Origin of the sequence: Providencia sp. PROV061 (assembly GCF_011045655.1) — a bacterium.
In the GTDB taxonomy this organism is placed as follows: domain Bacteria; phylum Pseudomonadota; class Gammaproteobacteria; order Enterobacterales; family Enterobacteriaceae; genus Providencia; species Providencia hangzhouensis.
In genome coordinates this window covers 1,602,673-1,621,170 of record NZ_CP042861.1, presented here as the reverse complement: position 1 = coordinate 1,621,170, position 18,498 = coordinate 1,602,673, and the positions used below count along the sequence as shown (strand labels likewise).

The following is an 18,498-nucleotide window of genomic DNA, read 5'->3' as shown; positions in this document are numbered from 1 at the left end:
TTTCTTTAAAATTAAAATCAACTTTACCATTATATAAAGGAATAGATATGAAATTAATTAAATGCGCTTTAATTTCTTTGCCTTTGTTACTTTCTGCACACTATGTAACTGCCAGTCAAGTTTATAATATTGATGAAGTAAATAAAATGAGTGTTAATGATTACGAAAAAACATTCTCGAATATTTTTGAAGATACAACGTGGCCTATTGTCGAGAGTGCCTCTAAACGCCCTTTTACTGGGTTTGTTAATATGTATATTGATCTTGTTAATGTGGTTGAAAAATCGGGAGCAGAGAAACAATTAGAGCTCATTAAATCTCATCCTCAATTAGCGTGCAAAAATTTGCGCAATAATAACATCGCAGCCTTATCACGAGGGGAACAATCAGGTGCTGGGCTCAATGAATGCACAGAGGAAGAGGCCAAAGAACTAGCTAAATTAAATAAAGAATATAATGAAAAATTTGGTTTCCCTTTTTTATTGGCCGTTAAAAAAGCCACTAAACAACAAATTTTCTCTTCTCTTAAAACCAGAATCAATAATACCAGAGATCTAGAATTTAAAATTGCCTTACAGCAAGAATACAAGATTGTCCTATTTCGTTTATTAGATACCGTTCAATAATCACATTTATGTTATTTCAACTAAGGACAGTTCAAAATGAATATGAATAGCAGCCGTAGAAATTTTATACTCGGAGCATCGGCTTTAGCGACTATAGCGGTTACCCAAAAAACTATCGCATCTACCGACTCAACGGCCAATAATTTAATGAAAAAAATACGTTTATTAGTCCTTAATCCAAATACTTCTGAGAAATTTACTCAGCTCATCGTCTCTGAAACACGTAAAGCTGCAGGAGATAATGTCGAGGTTGTTGGGCTAACATCCAGTTTTGGGCCTGACTATATCGGCAGCGAGGTTGCTATCGGTATCGCAATGCATTCACTCATTGATATGATGGCTAAACAACTTAAAAAAGACGCACAATTTGATGCCGCGATTATTGCAGGTTTCGGCTGCGGCGAAGCCTCTATTTTACAAGAGATGGTGCCTTTTCCCGTCATCGGCTTACTCGAAGCATCTCTGTCCACTGCCCTGCTATTTGGACGTAAATTTTCAATTCTCTCGGGAGGCGAAAAATGGAAGCCTATTTTGGAAAAACAAGTTGAAAATTTTGGCCTAGCAAACCGGTTAGCTTCCGTGAGAACTGTTTCAATGACAGGTGCAGAAATCGTTAACAATCCAGATAAAGCTTATGAAATGATAGTGAAACTCAGCGATACCTGTGCACAAAAAGATGGGGCATCCTGTGTCATTTTGGGGGGAGCTGCACTCGCAGGTTTCCCCGCAATCCTTCATGAGCGAGTAAGTGTTCCACTGATTGATAATCTCGCAGTAACCATTTCAACGGCACTCACTCTAGCAAAGTACGTTCCCCAGCCAAATCGTAACCAGCAAACGCCATCACCTAAAATGGGTAGCCAAAATTTATCACCAGAACTTTCTGATTTTCTTTTAAAAAAAACAACAGATTAGTTAAAATTACACCAATGAATTTATCGAAGGTACTATTAATATCTATATGAATACGTCTCAATTAATGAAGATGGATATTAAAACTTATGTTAACCGAAAAATATTATGGCCCGCATTAGGCATGTGGGCCTTTTTTAGTTTAATTTCTAATAGACTAATTATAATTCACCTTCAGCAAAACCCACATTTCACACTAATTATCAATAAGTTAAAGTTTCTGGTTAATTTAAATTATGGCCAATAATATTCAATACCGTAAGAACCAAGGATGTTATTCTAGGTTTTAAACAACATTATTCATATCCTGAACAACATCCATTATGTTTTATACAAGAGCCAATAATGAATAAACCTTGAAGGTTATTAGAAAATTAATAGTATTACAGCCACTATGAATATTTCCAATATGAAAAATTATACCTTATTTAAAGCTAACCGAAAAAAATATAGTTTTTTACGTGAATTTAAGTAATCATAGACTCAAGAAATAAACTAATTCATTTTTAGGCACCTTATTAGGCACTTTTGAAAAGTTGAATTGAACATTAGCACTATAAAATCATTTAGTTAAGCGACGAATTCAGACTCCGCCAGCACTATAAGATGAGTTACACCATTAATTTTACCAACATAACTTATTGAAAATAAATATATTGCTATTCCTAAGAAATCCAATTAACAATTATAAATAAGCATTTCCTCTATGGTTCATAATTTAAGTTTGATTGTTCTGACTAGTAAAATGTTAAGTAAAATTATTGGAAATATAAATTCAACAATACCTCCATGGTTAGGCCATTCCATGAAAATAGGTAAGATAAAGCTATAAAAGAATAATTTGTACCACTTATCAAACTCACTAGAAAAGGAATCATGTGTTAACACAGATACGAGCATTATCCACACCAATCCTTAGTTGAATTATCAAAATCTCATTTTAGTACTTTATGTATTATCACTATTAATAATAGACTAACTGGAAACGAAAATAATGTTACAAATGAAATTAACACACTGGTATCTAGCATCTCATTAATAACTGCTCTTAATTGTATTGTAGTCATGTTATCTGACCATGGCTGCTCCATTTGGTATTTTTGGTTAATAGCCATTCCTGCATTCAATAAAAACAATATAACGTAATTTGCTACAATAATACCAAGCGTTAATCCCCACTTTACGAATAATTTAATTCCCATTAATTTCGTCCCCGTAAAGTAATTGTCCAATTATCGCCATTGTTTCTTCTCCAGAAAAATCGGTATGATATCCAACCATAGATGCTGCACCAGATGCGGCTTCAAACAATGTTCTCGATTTACTTTTTTCCATAGGTGTAACACCTGTGACATTTGGATACTGCTCTTTGAATAACCCAGTTACTTCTACGACAACAAGAGAAGATAAATCTTGTTTCTTACCAACCATGTAATCCTCTAAAGATGCGGGAACCACAAAAGATTCCTGACCAGTCACAATATATCTGGCTAACGAATACCCCGAACGAACAGATGATAATTCTTTTTCAAAAACCTTCGAGCCACCTGCTTTTATTGCATTTACTGTTTGTGTTGTACAATTACTCGTTGATAAATCATAAATGTTTATTGTGTGCCCATACTTTTTAGTTGCCTCGCCCACATTAGGGGATAATCCAACAGGGGAAGATCCGTCCCTCCACAACGCCATAAAGTGAGCTTCTACTTGCTGTATATTGGCATCATTTATAGCAAAAACCCGAGCATTCATTTTGTATAACTCGTGTCGGTAGTAATTTCGTACATCCTCACCTATAAGGTGAATTAAGATACCATCCCCCACAATGCCAAGTGCACCAGTCCGACCAAATCTACCATAAGTATAAACTGTTATTTGGTTATTTTTATGTAATGAAACATACGAGTGCCCAGAGCCTACTCTTTCTGTCCACACATAAACCCCATCAGGAATGAGATTATCTAAAGCCGTGCATTCACCTATGATATTAGAAGGAATAAAAGCGGCGTGACACGGACACGTTGAATAACTTTTGCGGGTATCAGCAGCTGGTTGCCCTCCAATTAAATGAGTAAAATCTCCCCCTACTATTTCATACCTTCCTGCATGAACACCACATGTAACTTTATTACCTTGAACGGCTTGTCGCTTAAAATTAATACCACTCCGATGTGCTAATGCACTCCCCTTTAATACTCTTCCACCGCATGTAGTCCTATCCCCCTCTAGCACTTTGAATGACATCACCATAAATCACCTCAATAAAATTAATTAACTAGGTTTTGTGTAATACTATAACTTGAGGTATTTGCAGCTTTATGTTCACAAGTGATACTTTCATACTTCATCGATACTGTTTCATAAGCTTGTGCATCATTATTGTCTAGGGCATTTGGATGGTGATTACTAATGCTTACGATTGATGCATTAGTCAATTTGATTGTTTTATAGACTATCGACTTACCGCTTCTATCGGTTCTATAAAAGCTAAATTCACAATCAAGTAACTCGTTATTATTAATGCTATTCATCAAGAGAGGGGTCGATTTATCATCTAATTTTGCAAATGAAAAGGGTGAGTGTGAAACATTTTGGTGACGACTCATACTATAATTAGTTGAATTAGTAAAATTTTTTTGGTAGCCAGTTCGGAACTTGAACCCACACAACCTAACGGCCCTGAGAGTTTTAAATTCATTGTGATAAATCTATTTACCATTAGTTATAACACTCTCACTATAAGCAGGAATAAATATATAATAAATTTAATTAGATAGTAGTGTTTCTCTACTATAGTGAGAAATTCTTATTCTTACGCATAAGTTATTTATAATCCTTTAAGGCCACAACCTTCTACCAATGCTCCACTAAATCAGGTTTATAATGGAGCATACTTTTAGAAAGACTTAATGACTGATAATATACATAATATGAATTCAATTCACCGGTATTAGCAAATCAATCTAGAAGGTTATGTTACATGAACTATATGATTATACTATTTTTTATTATCACTTCAGACACAAAGGAGCTCAAGAAATTCTGGGAAGTTGAATTTTTGAATAATAAATCGTTTTCGTGGATTAGATTACTCAAGCGCATAGCTAAAGGAAATAGAGCTAATTTTATTTTTTGGTGGAGATTGGCAAACTGTATGCATTCATCAACCAATAAGCATTATAGACGTACCGCTAGTAAAATTCAAAATAAACTAATACATAAATACAATACCGAAATAGAACTAGGTGCAACCATTGGTATCGGATTGAAAATACATCACTTCTCATCAATTATAATAACAAAACACGCTATAATTGGTGATAATTTTACTTGTTATCAAAATATAACAATCGGATGGAGAAAAAATCCTTACAGCATAGTAATAGGGAATAATGTCGTTATAGGTTGTGGCTCCACTATTTTAGGGGGGAACATAATAATTGGTAATAATGCAAAAATAGGTGCAATGTCACTAGTTCTGACAAGTATCCCTGAAAATTGCACATATACTACAGATATGAAAACTAAAATTATTTTTCATACATAACCATAACAAAAAAGTCATGTCTAGATGATTTATTAAATGTTAATCTATCTAGACATCCCTTTATCACTTTAAGGAATTTAAATCATCATTGATTGCATCAATAAGTAATGAAATATCAAAATTATGAATATCATCACCATCCTCAGTTTGGAGATACTCATTTGTTGTCAATTGAACTGCCTTATCATTGTTTGGACCAAACATGATATTATTATTTTGCGTACCATTATTTAGCCTATTATTATAAATACAATATTGTTTAATATTAAATGCACTTGCTAAGTGAACCATTGAAGTATCAACAGTAATTATAATATCTGCATTACTAGCTAGAGCAAAAGATTCTCCTGCATTTCTGAATGGGTTCAAGATAACATTATTTAAATAATCACATGAAAAATCACAATCCAAATTAAAGAAAACTGTTTTATATCCTTCAAGCGCATTTAAATAAATAATAATTTTATTTATTTGCTCCATTGAAAGTGAACGAGCAGGGTGAGAACCAAAAGGATTGAAAACTACTAATTTATCAGTTTTCTTTATAGCATTAGCATAATCATGCGCAACTTTAAATTCATCACTTAAAAATGATAAAGAATACCCATAGCTATTATCATTCAACCCAATAATTTTAAGTATTTTCTTCATCCTTTCAGACAAGTGAGCATCACTATTATCATTTACTATATTTACATCAAAAATTGTTCCTTTAGGGTGACCAAAACCAATTGATTTCTTGGGCTTTAATAAAAAAAGTGTTTTTAGTCTATATAAAACAGAATGATCGAAATCAAATGTATCAATAACCAAATCAATATCTACTTTACTCAATTCAATGATAAGTTCCGGTATTTTTTTCTTATTAAATGAGTAAAACCCATCAACTACTATTATGCTATTAAATAAAAACCTTATTTTTTCTGGCCCAACAATAAATACTTTCTTACCACTACGTCTGACTCTTTCAATTAATCCAGATGTAATAATAGAATCACCAATAGCCTGCGTATGCATAAAAAAGCATACATTATTATATTCAGCTATCGTTGAATCTCTCTCTCGATAACAAAAGTTCATAAATAATAATTTTAATTTTAGTTTGATTTTTTTTGTTTGTATGTTTCTATATCTATTGATTTTTTTTAAAATTTCCATAGTGCTATCATCATAATTATTTAACTGTATAATTTACAGAGTCTAATCTGAATTATACAGTGATTTCATTAGATTTACTTACTTTTATTTTTCCATATATGCTTCACATTGAGTTGAATATTGTGCATTAATATGCTGATACTAACTGACTCGATACCACTCCATCAACATGATATAGGCGTTGGTAACTGTTAAGGCCGTTCCTGAACCGAGGTTTTCCGTTTTACCTGAATAGGTATGCGTACGCGCTCCACTATTAGACGTTTCACCTGACCATGTTTTAGATGCGTTAAATACATATTTATAGCCGCTAGTTGTGTTATTACCATTATAGCCAGTTCCCCCGTTAGCAAGACTAAAAGCGCCTGTTGCCATAGAGTGAATAGCATTATCACTCCGGATATATCCAATCTCACACGTGATATTCATCGTTCCTCGGGTATGAGTATGCCCTCTGCTACTTACAGTTGTTCCTAAATACTTTAATGGCACTACGGGTAGATGGCCTTTACCAATGGTCACTAAATCCGAACCACCTGGTGTGAAAACATTCGAGCCACTTGTCTCGGCTAAACTAATGGTTTTGTTTTCATCAATATACTGCCATTTTGTACCAGGGAATAACGTATTGGGGTTCTTGTTTTGCGCGAACCACACAACAATACCAACGGGATAGACCGTATTCAGGTTAACCGCGTTTTGTAATACATCGCTGACGGCCTTCTCGCTCATCACACTCGTTGTTGATTCGCCCGTTGATTGGTCAACACTACTCGTGTTTAGCTTAGTATTAAGCCCGTTATTGAGTGCTGTGTTTATTGCATATCCCCCCGATGACTGATAACTCGCCTTAGCTTGGCACCGCATATCCCCTTCCGCTTTGGTATAACTCTCGCCTTTGAGCACATAATTCCCTGCGGGACATAGTTAGCTATTTTTAATTGTGGTGAACACGTTCAATTTTTGCCATTATTGCTCGAGTATTGCTTTATATGATGTTGGGTATCTTCCACAAATAGCTGTCTATGAAAATAACAAGCCATGTTTTATATTTTAAAAAATTCAGATTTGGGGTGCTATTGGCTTTGACTGGGAGCGTAATGTTCATTGAAGTACCTACAGAGCCGAACTCATACTAAAATAAGAAATAAAAAGTGCCTAAAAATACAGGAGAAAATATAATAATAGCTATACCTCAAGATATCATTTTGATATTTTTTGAAAAGAGAAATGATGTAGACCTTTTTGCGTTAAGATAAGGCCAAACATAACTTTATGATGTATAACCTGAAATAAACTATGAAAACATCCTTGCTATCAAATAAGACCACACTAATCGTAATAATAGGATGGCTATTACTTTATTACGTAACAGGTGAAATCTCCGAAATACTTACACCAGAGAATTCAGATATTTCTGTTGTCTGGTTTCCTGCGGGTGTCGCAACAACCGCTTTTTTATGTATGCACAAGCGCCAATGGTTACCATTACTGATTGGCTTCGTTGTATTAAACTTGATTCTGAATGGCTTCGATAATGAGCAAATCACCCTTTCACTTATATACGCCGCTCTAGCTGTACTTTCTTGTATTGCTATTGCTTGGATTGTCCGTAGGTATGCTCAGAGAGGAGATGATCTGCAACTAATATTGTTATGGCTATCGGCAGTAATAATTGTCAGTTTTGCAGATGCAGTTTTATTTTCTATCAGTTTGTATTGGTTTGATAATACATCACTTAATGATATTTTCTGGGATGGTTTTATTGCTGATATTACTGGCAACATATTTGCGACAACAGTGATTATGGGGCTAATTAATACCCATTTCAAAAGGGTGGTGCCTTCTTTCAAAATTAATATAATTTGGGGAAGTATTGTTTTTATTCTTCTTATTATTAGCACAATATTAATATTCAATGATACTGCGATACAGATGTACTATTCCTATTTTCATCAGCATCGTAATACTGCTAAATTATCACTACTCTGCATCCCTATTTTGCTTGCTGTTACCCTGTCTATGCTATGGGGAAACAGAGGAGGATCAATCGCACTATTAATACTTGCCACTATTACAATCTATTACACTCGTAATCAGCAAGGACCTTTTTACCTTCATGGCCTATTTCGCCATGAATCACTGTGGTTAATACAGGGATATTTGACCGTAATATCATTATTAATGGTTTTTTTACGGGTTGTCGCTCGAAGTACTCATAGAATTGATGACACACAAGGGGCTTATAAACCGCAGCACCTAGTATATCAACTTAATCTAGATAATGGTGCTATAGAATGGGGAAATACAGATTGTTCATATCCGAAGGCTGATTTAATAACCCTTTCCGATCTAAGGCAAATTATGGAATCTATTCACCCTGACGACCGAGAAAAACTCGCTCGACATTGGGAACAAGAGCAAGCTCAGACCACTCTTCCAATAATAACCTTTTGTTTGAAAGATAAAGAAGGTCGTTGGTGGAATATAGAAGATCGTGGAAGTGTTATTTTTAGTCATAACAAGCCAGTAATGATTGTTGGGAATTGGTTTATTTTGGGTGAAGTATCCTAAAATTGATGTAATAACAAAGGATAAGTGATGCTACAAATTGCATTATTACTTTTCGGTGCCGAATTTATCAGAGGAAAAGCACATTACCTCTGGGGGATTGGGCTCCTTTGGTGTTTTATTGGTATCTTTATTTTTATTGATGGTATTGATGGTATTCTTTTTTTTCCAATACATTTGTTTGGTTTTCTATTGTTACTTGAAAGTCTGATCACATTAAGTGTCGCTTCAAGTGGAATTGGGACACAAAAAACGATACTCTTCTTTAAAGGTGGTTTGTTTTTATTCTGTGCATTGGTTATCTTAATTAATCAAACATATAGCAATGTATTATTGTCAGCAATGTTCGGTTTTGTTTTTTTTATTACCGGATTGTTTGTTGTTGCATCAGCTTGGATCGTACGTTTTCCTGGATGGCAATTAATCCTGTTATGGGGCGTAATTGAAATGCTGTTTGCCTTTTTTCTGTTTACCCATCACCAAGCAACAATTTCTTTTTTCATCGGCTTTTTGATGATAGGAAGTGGATTTGGATGCCTGAAGTTAGCATTTCGAGCCCGTCATATCCAACGAGGAACATCCATATTTGAACTAATGCGTCCTTTACCTGTGTCGTTTAAGAAAAAAGGAGCAATGCGACCAATAACAGAGAACCCACAATCTTCCCCTTTAAATAGAGAAACTGAACAAGATACTATTTTGACTGTTCATATCTGGACCCCCGAAGGCTCCGCAAACCAACGCCCTGTACCACGGCCAATTATTAATCGTTATATTGCGGCTGTTGATTCTGAGGGGGTAATCTCTACGGGGCATGCATCTCTAGAACTCTATCCGCACCTCTATATCAGCTTATACCCTGAAGAAGATATTGATCGCTCTCCTTCAGAATTTTTCAGGCTACTAAAAGCAACCGCTGATAATAACGTTCCGGGGCGTTTCTTGCCTAATTATCAAGCTGAAGCATCCGAATGGTGTGAATCTGACAGACAGATTGTTTTCAATGTTTATAACTATGCTTCTTTATTGAGTTTTTGGGAAAAATATCGCCAATATCCTATTTATAACCTAACATACCAAAACTGTTCCAGCAGTGTTGCATATGGTTTGGAAGCTGCGTTGGATGGTGTTTTGTCTATGCAAAAGAGAAGTGATTTTATCGGGATTTTAAATGTACTTTGTATGCCAGAGTTATGGATTGCGGCTCAAATTCGTCGGCGTGCGCTGATGATGGCATGGACCCCAGGATTAATTATGGATTATGCACGTGCTTTGCGGGCTATTGTACACCCTGTTCCTGTCCCTTGGTATAAACGCTTACTTAAGCGTTGAGTTTCATAGCTATGATGACATTTTTATCTCAAACATAGTTTAGAATTGTCATTTTGGAATGTTTGCTAAATAAGTTAAAGAGGTTTTTATGCTGAAAGTGTATGCAATCTTAATGGTGTCTATCATAGCTGAAACAACCGCGACAACCATGATGAAGGCGTCTGATGGGTTTACCAAGTTGGTGCCCAGTATTATTGTCGTTATTGGTTATGCCATTTCTTTTTATGGCTTATCCCAAGTTGTAAAAAGTATGAATATTGGTATCGCCTATGCGATATGGGCTGGAGCAGGAATATTTCTTGTTTCAGCATTATCGTTTTTTGTTTATAAACAGAAACTTGATTTTCCAGCATTAATTGGTCTGGCATGCATTGCGCTGGGAATTGTTATTATCCAGCTGTTCTCTAAATCAATTACTCATTGAGTTAATAAATTTAATACTCTTTTTCTTTTTAACCGGTCGAAATTATTCAACAAGAGTGGATATAGGAAACTTCGCTACCGGTTAACCGCTTACTCACCACTGACGCTTGAGGTAAAAATCCTAATTCAACTAATATATTGGTGGCAATTTTTTGATCGAGCCCAGAAAAATAGTGTTTCGAAGAGTAAGATTAACACAGCGTTCCACATAAACTCTTCTTATTGGTATGCTGCATCAATAAGTATATTCAGGTATACTAAATTACTTATTCTCTTCTCAATACGAATGATTGAAATGATTAAGTTATTTACTAAATACTTTTCGGTTGGAATTTTAAACACTCTTATACATTGGTCTATTTTTGGACTACTGACAGTATTTCTTTCAACCTCTCAAGCTATAGCTAACTTAATAGGCTTTATCGCCGCGGTCAGTTTTTCCTTTTTTGCTAATGCAAAATTCACTTTTAAAGCCAAAGCTACAGCAACACGGTACATATCATTTACCTTATTTATGGGGCTTCTAAGCTACCTAACAGGCTATGCCGCTGACCAACTACGATTACCACCTATCGCAACCTTAATAATTTTTTCTTCCATTAGCCTCGTATTAGGTTTCCTTTACTCCAAAATCTTTGTTTTCAGAGATACTCCACAATGAAAATATCATTAGTAGTACCAGTTTATAACGAAGAAGAAGCTATCCCTATATTTTATAAGTCAGTAAGAGAACACCCGATTCTTAATCAATATGATATCGAAATAGTCTTCATAAATGATGGAAGTAAAGACAGCACTGGAAATATTATCAATGCATTAGCTATTGCCGATCCTTTAGTGCTCCCTTTAAACTTCACGCGAAATTTTGGTAAGGAACCCGCTTTATTTGCGGGCCTTGAGCATGCAACTGGAGAAGCTGTAATTCCCATTGATGTAGATCTTCAAGATCCTATCGATGTGATTCCATTACTTATAAAAAAATGGCAACAAGGCGCAGATATTGTTCTCGCAAAAAGAGCTGATCGTTCTAGCGATACATGGTTAAAACGCAAAACAGCCGAGTGGTTTTACAAGCTACATAATAAGATTAGCTCACCTGAGATTGAAGAAAATGTCGGCGATTTTAGATTAATATCTCGCCAGAGCGTCGAATATATAAAATTATTACCTGAGCGTAATTTATTTATGAAAGGGATTCTTTCATGGGTAGGTGGAAAAATTGATGTTGTTGAATATAACAGAGCTGAGAGATCTGCTGGCGAAAGTAAATTTAATGGCTGGAAATTATGGAATTTAGCGTTAGAAGGTGTCACTAGCTTTTCTACTTTTCCATTACGCGTTTGGACTTATATTGGTTTATTTGTCGCTCTTGTATCTTTTATCTATGGTGGTTGGATGATGGTAGATAAATTAATTTGGGGCAACCCTGTTCCTGGGTATCCTTCTTTACTTGTTTCTATTCTATTTTTAGGTGGTGTACAGCTTATTGGTATTGGTGTATTAGGTGAATACATCGGGCGTATCTATATTGAAAGTAAACAACGACCTAAATATATATTGAAAAACATAAAAAAAATGGAAAATTCTGATGAATAATCGTATTTTTAACTTAAGTAATTTAATTATACTAATACCTTTTATATTTATTTTTATAATTGAATACCTAACTCCAATGCAGTCAGATGACTTTGTTTATTATATCAAAGGGAATTCAATCGCCGTTCATTTAAACCATTACTTTTCATGGAGTGGCCGTTTTGTCTCTGATTATTTTAGTACCTTACTACTTAGTACGGATTCTCAAATACTAAAATCAACAACCATTGCAATTATTGTAACTATTCTTTTATTTTTTATTACAAAAATTGGCAATAGTCTCAATAAGTCAAATCGATATTTCAACCTCCAGTTTTTAACTTTATTCTTTATTTACTGGATTACAATTCCAAATATTGGACAAATTGTTTTCTGGATTGTTGGCGCTGCTAACTATCTTTTAACCAATCTATTTGTTGTTACTTTCATTTATGCATTAATAAGATACTTTAAAGAAAGAAAAGGCATTACTTTACTTCTTCTCGTCTCATTCTTTGCAGGCTGTAGCAATGAAAATACTACTTGGATTGTACTACTTACATCCTTAATAACCTCTTCATTTCTTTATTATAAAGAAAAAAATAAAATATTATTTTTATCTACATTACTTGTTTTTATAGGGTTCTCAGTGCTAATTTTTAGTCCTGGTAATCTCAATAGAGCGGCTTTATCTACTGAATTTTATGAATTAAGCTTGGTGAGTAAAATATGGTTATTTTTATCTGATAAATTGCCATATGCATTAAGTAAAACATGGATACCTATACTAGTTTCCTTAGTACTATTAACCTCATATATTAAAAACAAAAAATGCAATAACTTTTATCTTTCTTTACTTTTCATTATATTAGGATTGTTAAGTACGTTATCGATGGTGGTGTCGCCAACATTTCCGACTAGAGCACTTAGTGGCCCACATCTTTTTTATATTATTTCTTGCTCTTTCTCTATTAGCCATATCCTAAATACAAAAAATAAAAGTATAATATCTCTATCAACCCTATCAGTAATAAGTACATTATCTTTAGTTAGCTTTATTTATTCATATTCACAAATTGTCTTTTCGTACAACTCAGTTAATGCTCAACAAAAAATAAGAAAATATCAAATATCTAAAAGTATAATTGAAAATCAAAAAATAGATAAAATACCTAATTTCTATTATCCTAAGTCTTTAAGAGCAGGTGACTCAATAGACCTTTATAATGACCCCAATGCAACAGGAAAATATTATAACTTATCAAATTCAGTTAACGTATACCCTATTAATTACAATTACTCTGTAATTATTAATGGTAAAAAAATCCCATTACCTGATAGTGAAAATACTGGTATTAGTAATATTTACATAGGAAAAGACACCTTATTAAGGGATACATCTATAGCAATAGAATTTGATAGTGTAAATAAATTTACTCCTGACACAAAATTTATAGTCAAGACAAAAAACGGTAAATACTATGAATATAAAAACTTAAAAGTTGATACACTGTACGGTATGAATGTTGTAGGATTTATCATTCCGGTAGTGCCATCCGATATATATTCGATTTCTTACAAAAGATATAACGAGACTGATGTAACTATCAAAATATAATTATTACAGCCTCTGTGTGGTAATATATTACACAGAGGTTATAACTGTAATTAACGGGATTCTACCAACTCATTAATATGATAATATGTCAGCAAATTTCATATTTTCTGGCTGGGTTTCTTTTTTAACTCGGTGATAGTACTCTCAATTTCACATTAGCCTCATACCATCCATCACAGAGATTATGATGAGCAACGATATTGCGTAAAATCAATCCATTGACCACAGTTATCATCGCTACGTTTTGCAGCATCAATAAAAGCCATCCCCTGTAGGCCAATTTCAATACCCGGTAATAGCGGTGATGCGCCACCTCCCTCGCGTATACGAGTTGCTGCCTCACGGTAAATCTGTGCAAAACCTTCTAAATATCCTTCGGGATGCCCGGCTGGAACCCTTGTCATCGCACGGTTTTCCTCCCATTGAGACATTGATCCCCGAGACACACAGTACATGGGCGAATCAAATGGTTTTAACCATAATTGATTAGGATTTTCTTGGGAAAATGAAAGACTCCCTTGGCTGCCATATATGCGTAGTCGCAACCCATTTTCTTCACCACAAGCCACTTGGCTCGCCCATAGACGCCCTTTTGCTCCGTTGTGATAACGCATTTGCACACGCACATCGTCATCTAGCACTCTTCCTGGGATCATTGATGTGAGTTCAGCACGAATGGACTCTGGTAACATCCCTGTGACGAATGAAGCTAACTGCCACGCATGAGTACCGATATCGCCGATACAGCCCGTCCCCGCTTTTTTTGGATCGGTACGCCAATTCGCCTGCTTGTTTTCAGTTTCCTCTAATCGTGTTGCTAACCACTGCTGCAAATACTCCACTTCAATATAACGAATTTCTCCTAGTTCCCCTGCTAATATCCGGCTGCGCGCTTCACGAATTAACGGATAAGCACTGTAATTATGCGTGAGAATCAGTTTCCTACCCGTTTCTCGCACAACATCAGCAAGCTGCAAAGCTTCTGAGTATGATGTACACAATGGTTTATCACAGATAACGTCAATACTTGAGCGCAAAAATTCAACGGCAATAGGGGCATGCAAGTGATTAGGCGTGACAATCGCAACAACATCAATGCCATCATCACGTGCGGCTTCACTTTGCGCCATTTGCTGATAACTGGCGTAACAACGTTCAGGAGCAAGATGCAGCCGTTGCCCTGTGCGTTGACAATTTTGCTCGTCTGAAGAAAATGCACCTGCAACTAACTCAAACTCATCATCCATACGAGCCGCTAATCGATGCACTGCACCAATAAATGCACCTTCCCCGCCCCCAACCATTCCCAGCTTTAGTCTCATCGCCTTATCCTTTATTTATCACTTACGATCCCAAGTAATGCTCTGATTTGTTGAAGATTAGTATCTACCACTGCAAAATCATCAAAGGCATGATCAACCACTGGAATAATATGATTGGCGATAAAATCGGCTCCCTCTTTCGCCCCGGCATCTGGGGATTTAAGGCAACACTCCCATTCCATTGTAGCGACACCGGAAAAACCGTACTGAGTTAATTTGCTGAAAATAGATACAAAATCAATCTGACCATCCCCTAATGAGCGAAAACGCCCTGCACGCTCAACCCATGATTGATAACCGCCATAGATACCGCTACGGCCATTTGGTGAATATTCCGCATCTTTGACATGAAATGCGCGAATGCGTTGATGATAGCAATCAATAAACGCAAGATAATCCATTTGCTGGAGCAATAAATGACTTGGATCGTAGAGAATATGGCAACGCGGGTGGTTATCCACAAGCCCAAGAAAACGCTCAAATGTCACGCCGTCGTGTAAGTCCTCCCCTGGATGCAACTCGTAACATACATCGACGCCACACTCGTCAAACACATTCAGAATAGGCAACCAACGCAGCGCAAGTTCAGCAAATGCTTCGTTAAATAGTTGCGCATTGTGAGGGGGCCAAGGGTAAAAATAAGGCCACGCCAGTGCGCCTGAGAAAGTTACATGCGTAACTAACCCTAGGCGCTGCGAGGCTTTTGCCGCTTTGATGAGTTGCTCCACCGCCCACTGTTGGCGCTTTAGAGGATTACCTCTGACACTCACTGGGGCAAAACCATCAAAAACAGTGTCATACGCTGGATGTACCGCAATCAATTGGCCTTGTATATGAGTCGATAACTCACTGATCTGAATACCATATTGCTGTAACATGGCAACCAACTCATCGCAATAAGTTTGGCTTGTGGCTGCCAAGTCTAAATCAAAGATACGTGGGTCGATCGTTGGCACTTGAATATATGTAAAACCTAGGCTTGATGCCCATTCAGCAAGGCTTTCTAATGAGTTAAAAGGGGCTTTCTCACCAATAAATTGTGCTAGAAAAATACCTGGACCTTGGATTGTTTTCATGACTCACTCCCTAAAATCACAGTGCGCTGTGTACGCACAGCTTCATCCGCAGCAAGAACAATTCGCAAGCTATTGAGTGCATCTTGTAAATGCTGTTCTAATGAAAATTGTTCCGTAATCGCTTGAATAAAATAACGTTGTTCACTTAGGCACAGCGCCAAATGGTCTGGCTCATCTTGGCAGTCAACCCAACGGTCAGGATGTTTAAAAGCATTGTTTTTATCAAGCTCTGCATAATGGATACGTAAAGAGTCAGTGCGTGTGTGCCCATCAACATTGTCGCTATTTCCTTCTCCATGCCGAGCCATTATCGAAACCGCACCGCGAGGGCCTATAACATCTTTGATAAAATACGCCGTTTCGCTGATCATTGGTCCCCAACCCGCCTCATACCAACCTACTGAGCCATCATCAAAACGAACCTGTAATTGACCATAGTTATACATATTGTCTGGTAATTCATCGGTCAATCTTGCGCCAATAGCGCTGACACTCACTGGCTGAGCTTGGGTCATTTGGCACATCACATCTAAATAATGAACGCCACAGTCAACTATCGGTGACAGTGATTGCATCAGGTTACGGTGTACATTCCACATCTGCCCATGGCTTTGTTGATTCAAATTCATTCTCATCACTAATGGCTTACCCAGCTCATGCGCTAGATGAATGAATTGTTGCCATGATGGGTGATGACGCAAGATATAACCCACCACCACTTGTCGATGGGCTTGTTTAGCAGCAGCAATGACGCGCTTAGCCCCTTCAACCGTAGTGGATAACGGCTTTTCAATAAACACATGACAGCCAGCCTTGAGTGCTAACAATGCATAAGCTTCATGCGTATCAGGGTATGTCGTTAAGCAAACCGCATCTGGTTGCGTTGCTTTTAATGCCTGTTCGTAATTATCAAACGTGGCATATTCACCACCTAAATGTTCATTGAGAGCATCTTTTGAATGACCACGAGCCACCAGCCCGCATATATCAACGCCCTCCATTCGGTGGTAAGCCTCTGCATGAGAGGCTCCCATATTGCCGCAACCAACGACTAAGACGCGTAAATTTGCCATCTTATTTCTCCTCCACTGGCTTTTCTTTATAGTTGAACGTGAAGAAGAACAATGCGGCAATCAGTAACGCACCAATCGCTGGGTACCACCAAAAACTTTGCCATTGTGGCAGAGCCGCTGCGCCTTCCGTTGTGACAATGCTATTGAACAGCATTCCACTGATTTGTGAACCAATTAACATCCCCACGCCATAGGTAAACAAGACCAGCAAGCTCTGCGCCTGCCCTTTTACTTTCTCGCCAGCAACTTTGTCTGTATAGATAAAACCAATAACAAAGAAGAAGTCATAACACATACCATGTAAGAAAATACCTATATAAATCATCCAGCGCAGTTCTTCAGCAATCCCTAAGGCAAACATGACATAACGTAAGCACCAAGATAGCATCCCAATCAGCAACATCACTTTAATACCAAGACGAGCAAAGAAGAATGGTATCAATAACATAAAGAACAGTTCTGACATCTGCCCTAAAGACATCACGCCACCAACGTTAGTAAATCCTGTCGCCGCAACAAATGGCGCCGCATAGGCATAGTAAGCCGCCAATGGGATAGAGATCAGCATTGCACAAATGATGAAAACTAAGAAATGACGTTGCTTGAGCATGGCAAACGCATCTGCGCATAACAAGTCGCGCATCGCAACAGGTTTACCACGCTCTGGTGCTGGCGTGTGTGGTAATGTAAAGCTGTAAATCGCTAGTACCAACGAAGCTACTGCCGCCAAGGTGAAAATTTCTGTACTATCTGATAACCCTGTTGAACCGACAATCAGCCCCGCAACAATCCAACCAAATGTACCGAATGCACGCACAACTGGGAACGCTTTCTCACTGTTCGGTAAACTATAAAAGGCAACGTTGTTACTAAGAGCAATAGTTGGCATATAGCAAAGCATATAACCAAAGATTATCCATAACAGACCGCTATGGTCTCCCGTAAAGTAACTTGGGATCATCCATAACAAACCGGCACCGATGAGATGCAGCACGCCAAGCACTTTTTGTGATGCAAAAAAACGGTCAACCACCATCCCTAGTACAAAAGGAGATAAAATAGAGGCGATGGGTCCTGTCGAATAGGCATCACCAATAATTGCTGATAAACCATATTTCCCCATAACAACCCCTAGCGTGACATACCATGCCCCCCACACAAAAAATTGAAGGAACATCATTAACGCCAATCGCGGTACTACCCATACATGGGCAGTATTTTTACCACCTTGAGCAAGACTATTCGTACCCATAAGACCCCCAATA

The 18,498-nt window shown here is 36.9% G+C and carries 17 protein-coding genes; 9 read left to right on the top strand and 8 right to left on the bottom strand.

From position 1 onward, the window contains the following. Nucleotides 1-47: 47 nt before the first annotated feature. Complete coding sequence (gene uraD, locus FVA72_RS07200; RefSeq protein WP_243154744.1) at nt 48-626, top strand: 2-oxo-4-hydroxy-4-carboxy-5-ureidoimidazoline decarboxylase; 579 nt, start codon at nt 48-50, stop codon at nt 624-626. A gap of 36 nt (nt 627-662) precedes the next feature. Then, nucleotides 663-1,541 (top strand): aspartate/glutamate racemase family protein, encoded by an 879-nt coding sequence (locus tag FVA72_RS07195; protein WP_110592105.1) that lies wholly within the window; start codon nt 663-665, stop codon nt 1,539-1,541. A gap of 1,188 nt (nt 1,542-2,729) precedes the next feature. Here FVA72_RS07195 and FVA72_RS07190 read toward each other — a convergent pair. Further along, nucleotides 2,730-3,782, bottom strand: a complete 1,053-nt coding sequence (locus tag FVA72_RS07190) for a PAAR domain-containing protein (protein WP_165119668.1) — start codon at nt 3,780-3,782, stop codon at nt 2,730-2,732. A gap of 23 nt (nt 3,783-3,805) precedes the next feature. Next, a complete protein-coding gene (gene tssD / locus FVA72_RS07185) occupies nt 3,806-4,207 on the bottom strand; it encodes a type VI secretion system tube protein TssD (protein WP_256372574.1) in 402 nt (133 codons plus the stop codon). A gap of 311 nt (nt 4,208-4,518) precedes the next feature. On the opposite strand from tssD, the gene FVA72_RS07180 reads away from it, so the two are divergent. Further along, nucleotides 4,519-5,085, top strand: a complete 567-nt coding sequence (locus FVA72_RS07180) for a serine acetyltransferase (protein WP_110592109.1) — start codon at nt 4,519-4,521, stop codon at nt 5,083-5,085. 63 nt (nt 5,086-5,148) lie between these two features. Here the strand turns inward: FVA72_RS07180 and FVA72_RS07175 are convergent, their stop codons facing one another. After that, nucleotides 5,149-6,243, bottom strand: coding sequence for a glycosyltransferase family 9 protein (locus FVA72_RS07175; protein WP_110592110.1), 1,095 nt, complete (start codon nt 6,241-6,243; stop codon nt 5,149-5,151). A gap of 141 nt (nt 6,244-6,384) precedes the next feature. Next, nucleotides 6,385-7,149, bottom strand: a complete 765-nt coding sequence (locus tag FVA72_RS07170; protein WP_110592111.1) for a phage baseplate protein — start codon at nt 7,147-7,149, stop codon at nt 6,385-6,387. 393 nt (nt 7,150-7,542) lie between these two features. On the opposite strand from FVA72_RS07170, the gene FVA72_RS07165 reads away from it, so the two are divergent. From FVA72_RS07165 to FVA72_RS07140, 6 genes are all read left to right on the top strand, one after another. Beyond that, nucleotides 7,543-8,817, top strand: a complete 1,275-nt coding sequence (locus FVA72_RS07165) for an MASE1 domain-containing protein (protein WP_110592112.1) — start codon at nt 7,543-7,545, stop codon at nt 8,815-8,817. Nucleotides 8,818-8,844: 27 nt separating this feature from the next. After that, a complete protein-coding gene (locus tag FVA72_RS07160) occupies nt 8,845-10,146 on the top strand; it encodes an HdeD family acid-resistance protein (protein WP_110592113.1) in 1,302 nt (433 codons plus the stop codon). A 91-nt stretch (nt 10,147-10,237) separates the two neighbouring features. After that, on the top strand, nt 10,238-10,570 hold the full coding sequence (locus FVA72_RS07155) for a DMT family transporter (protein ID WP_371021498.1): 333 nt from the start codon (nt 10,238-10,240) through the stop codon (nt 10,568-10,570). A 294-nt stretch (nt 10,571-10,864) separates the two neighbouring features. After that, a complete protein-coding gene (locus FVA72_RS07150; RefSeq protein WP_110592608.1) occupies nt 10,865-11,230 on the top strand; it encodes a GtrA family protein in 366 nt (121 codons plus the stop codon). After that, nucleotides 11,227-12,165 (top strand): glycosyltransferase family 2 protein, encoded by a 939-nt coding sequence (locus FVA72_RS07145; RefSeq protein ID WP_110592114.1) that lies wholly within the window; start codon nt 11,227-11,229, stop codon nt 12,163-12,165. Before FVA72_RS07150 ends, FVA72_RS07145 begins: the two co-directional genes overlap by 4 nt. After that, a complete protein-coding gene (locus FVA72_RS07140) occupies nt 12,158-13,762 on the top strand; it encodes a DUF6056 family protein (RefSeq protein ID WP_110592115.1) in 1,605 nt (534 codons plus the stop codon). The genes FVA72_RS07145 and FVA72_RS07140 overlap by 8 nt, the downstream gene beginning before the upstream one ends. Nucleotides 13,763-13,944: 182 nt before the next feature. On the opposite strand, the gene FVA72_RS07135 is transcribed toward FVA72_RS07140, so the two are convergent. From FVA72_RS07135 to FVA72_RS07120, 4 genes are read right to left on the bottom strand one after another with little or no spacing between them, the layout of a single operon-like run. Continuing rightward, nucleotides 13,945-15,084: a Gfo/Idh/MocA family protein gene (locus FVA72_RS07135; RefSeq protein ID WP_110592116.1), complete on the bottom strand. Its 1,140-nt coding sequence runs from the start codon at nt 15,082-15,084 to the stop codon at nt 13,945-13,947. Nucleotides 15,085-15,095: 11 nt separating this feature from the next. Then, nucleotides 15,096-16,160 carry a sugar phosphate isomerase/epimerase family protein gene (locus tag FVA72_RS07130; protein ID WP_004261652.1) on the bottom strand — a complete coding sequence of 355 codons (1,065 nt, stop codon included), beginning with the start codon at nt 16,158-16,160 and terminating at the stop codon, nt 15,096-15,098. Next, a complete protein-coding gene (locus FVA72_RS07125; protein WP_004261656.1) occupies nt 16,157-17,233 on the bottom strand; it encodes a Gfo/Idh/MocA family protein in 1,077 nt (358 codons plus the stop codon). The genes FVA72_RS07130 and FVA72_RS07125 overlap by 4 nt, the downstream gene beginning before the upstream one ends. A 1-nt stretch (nt 17,234) precedes the next feature. Continuing rightward, complete coding sequence (locus tag FVA72_RS07120; protein WP_004261658.1) at nt 17,235-18,485, bottom strand: MFS transporter; 1,251 nt, start codon at nt 18,483-18,485, stop codon at nt 17,235-17,237. Nucleotides 18,486-18,498 lie beyond the last annotated feature (13 nt).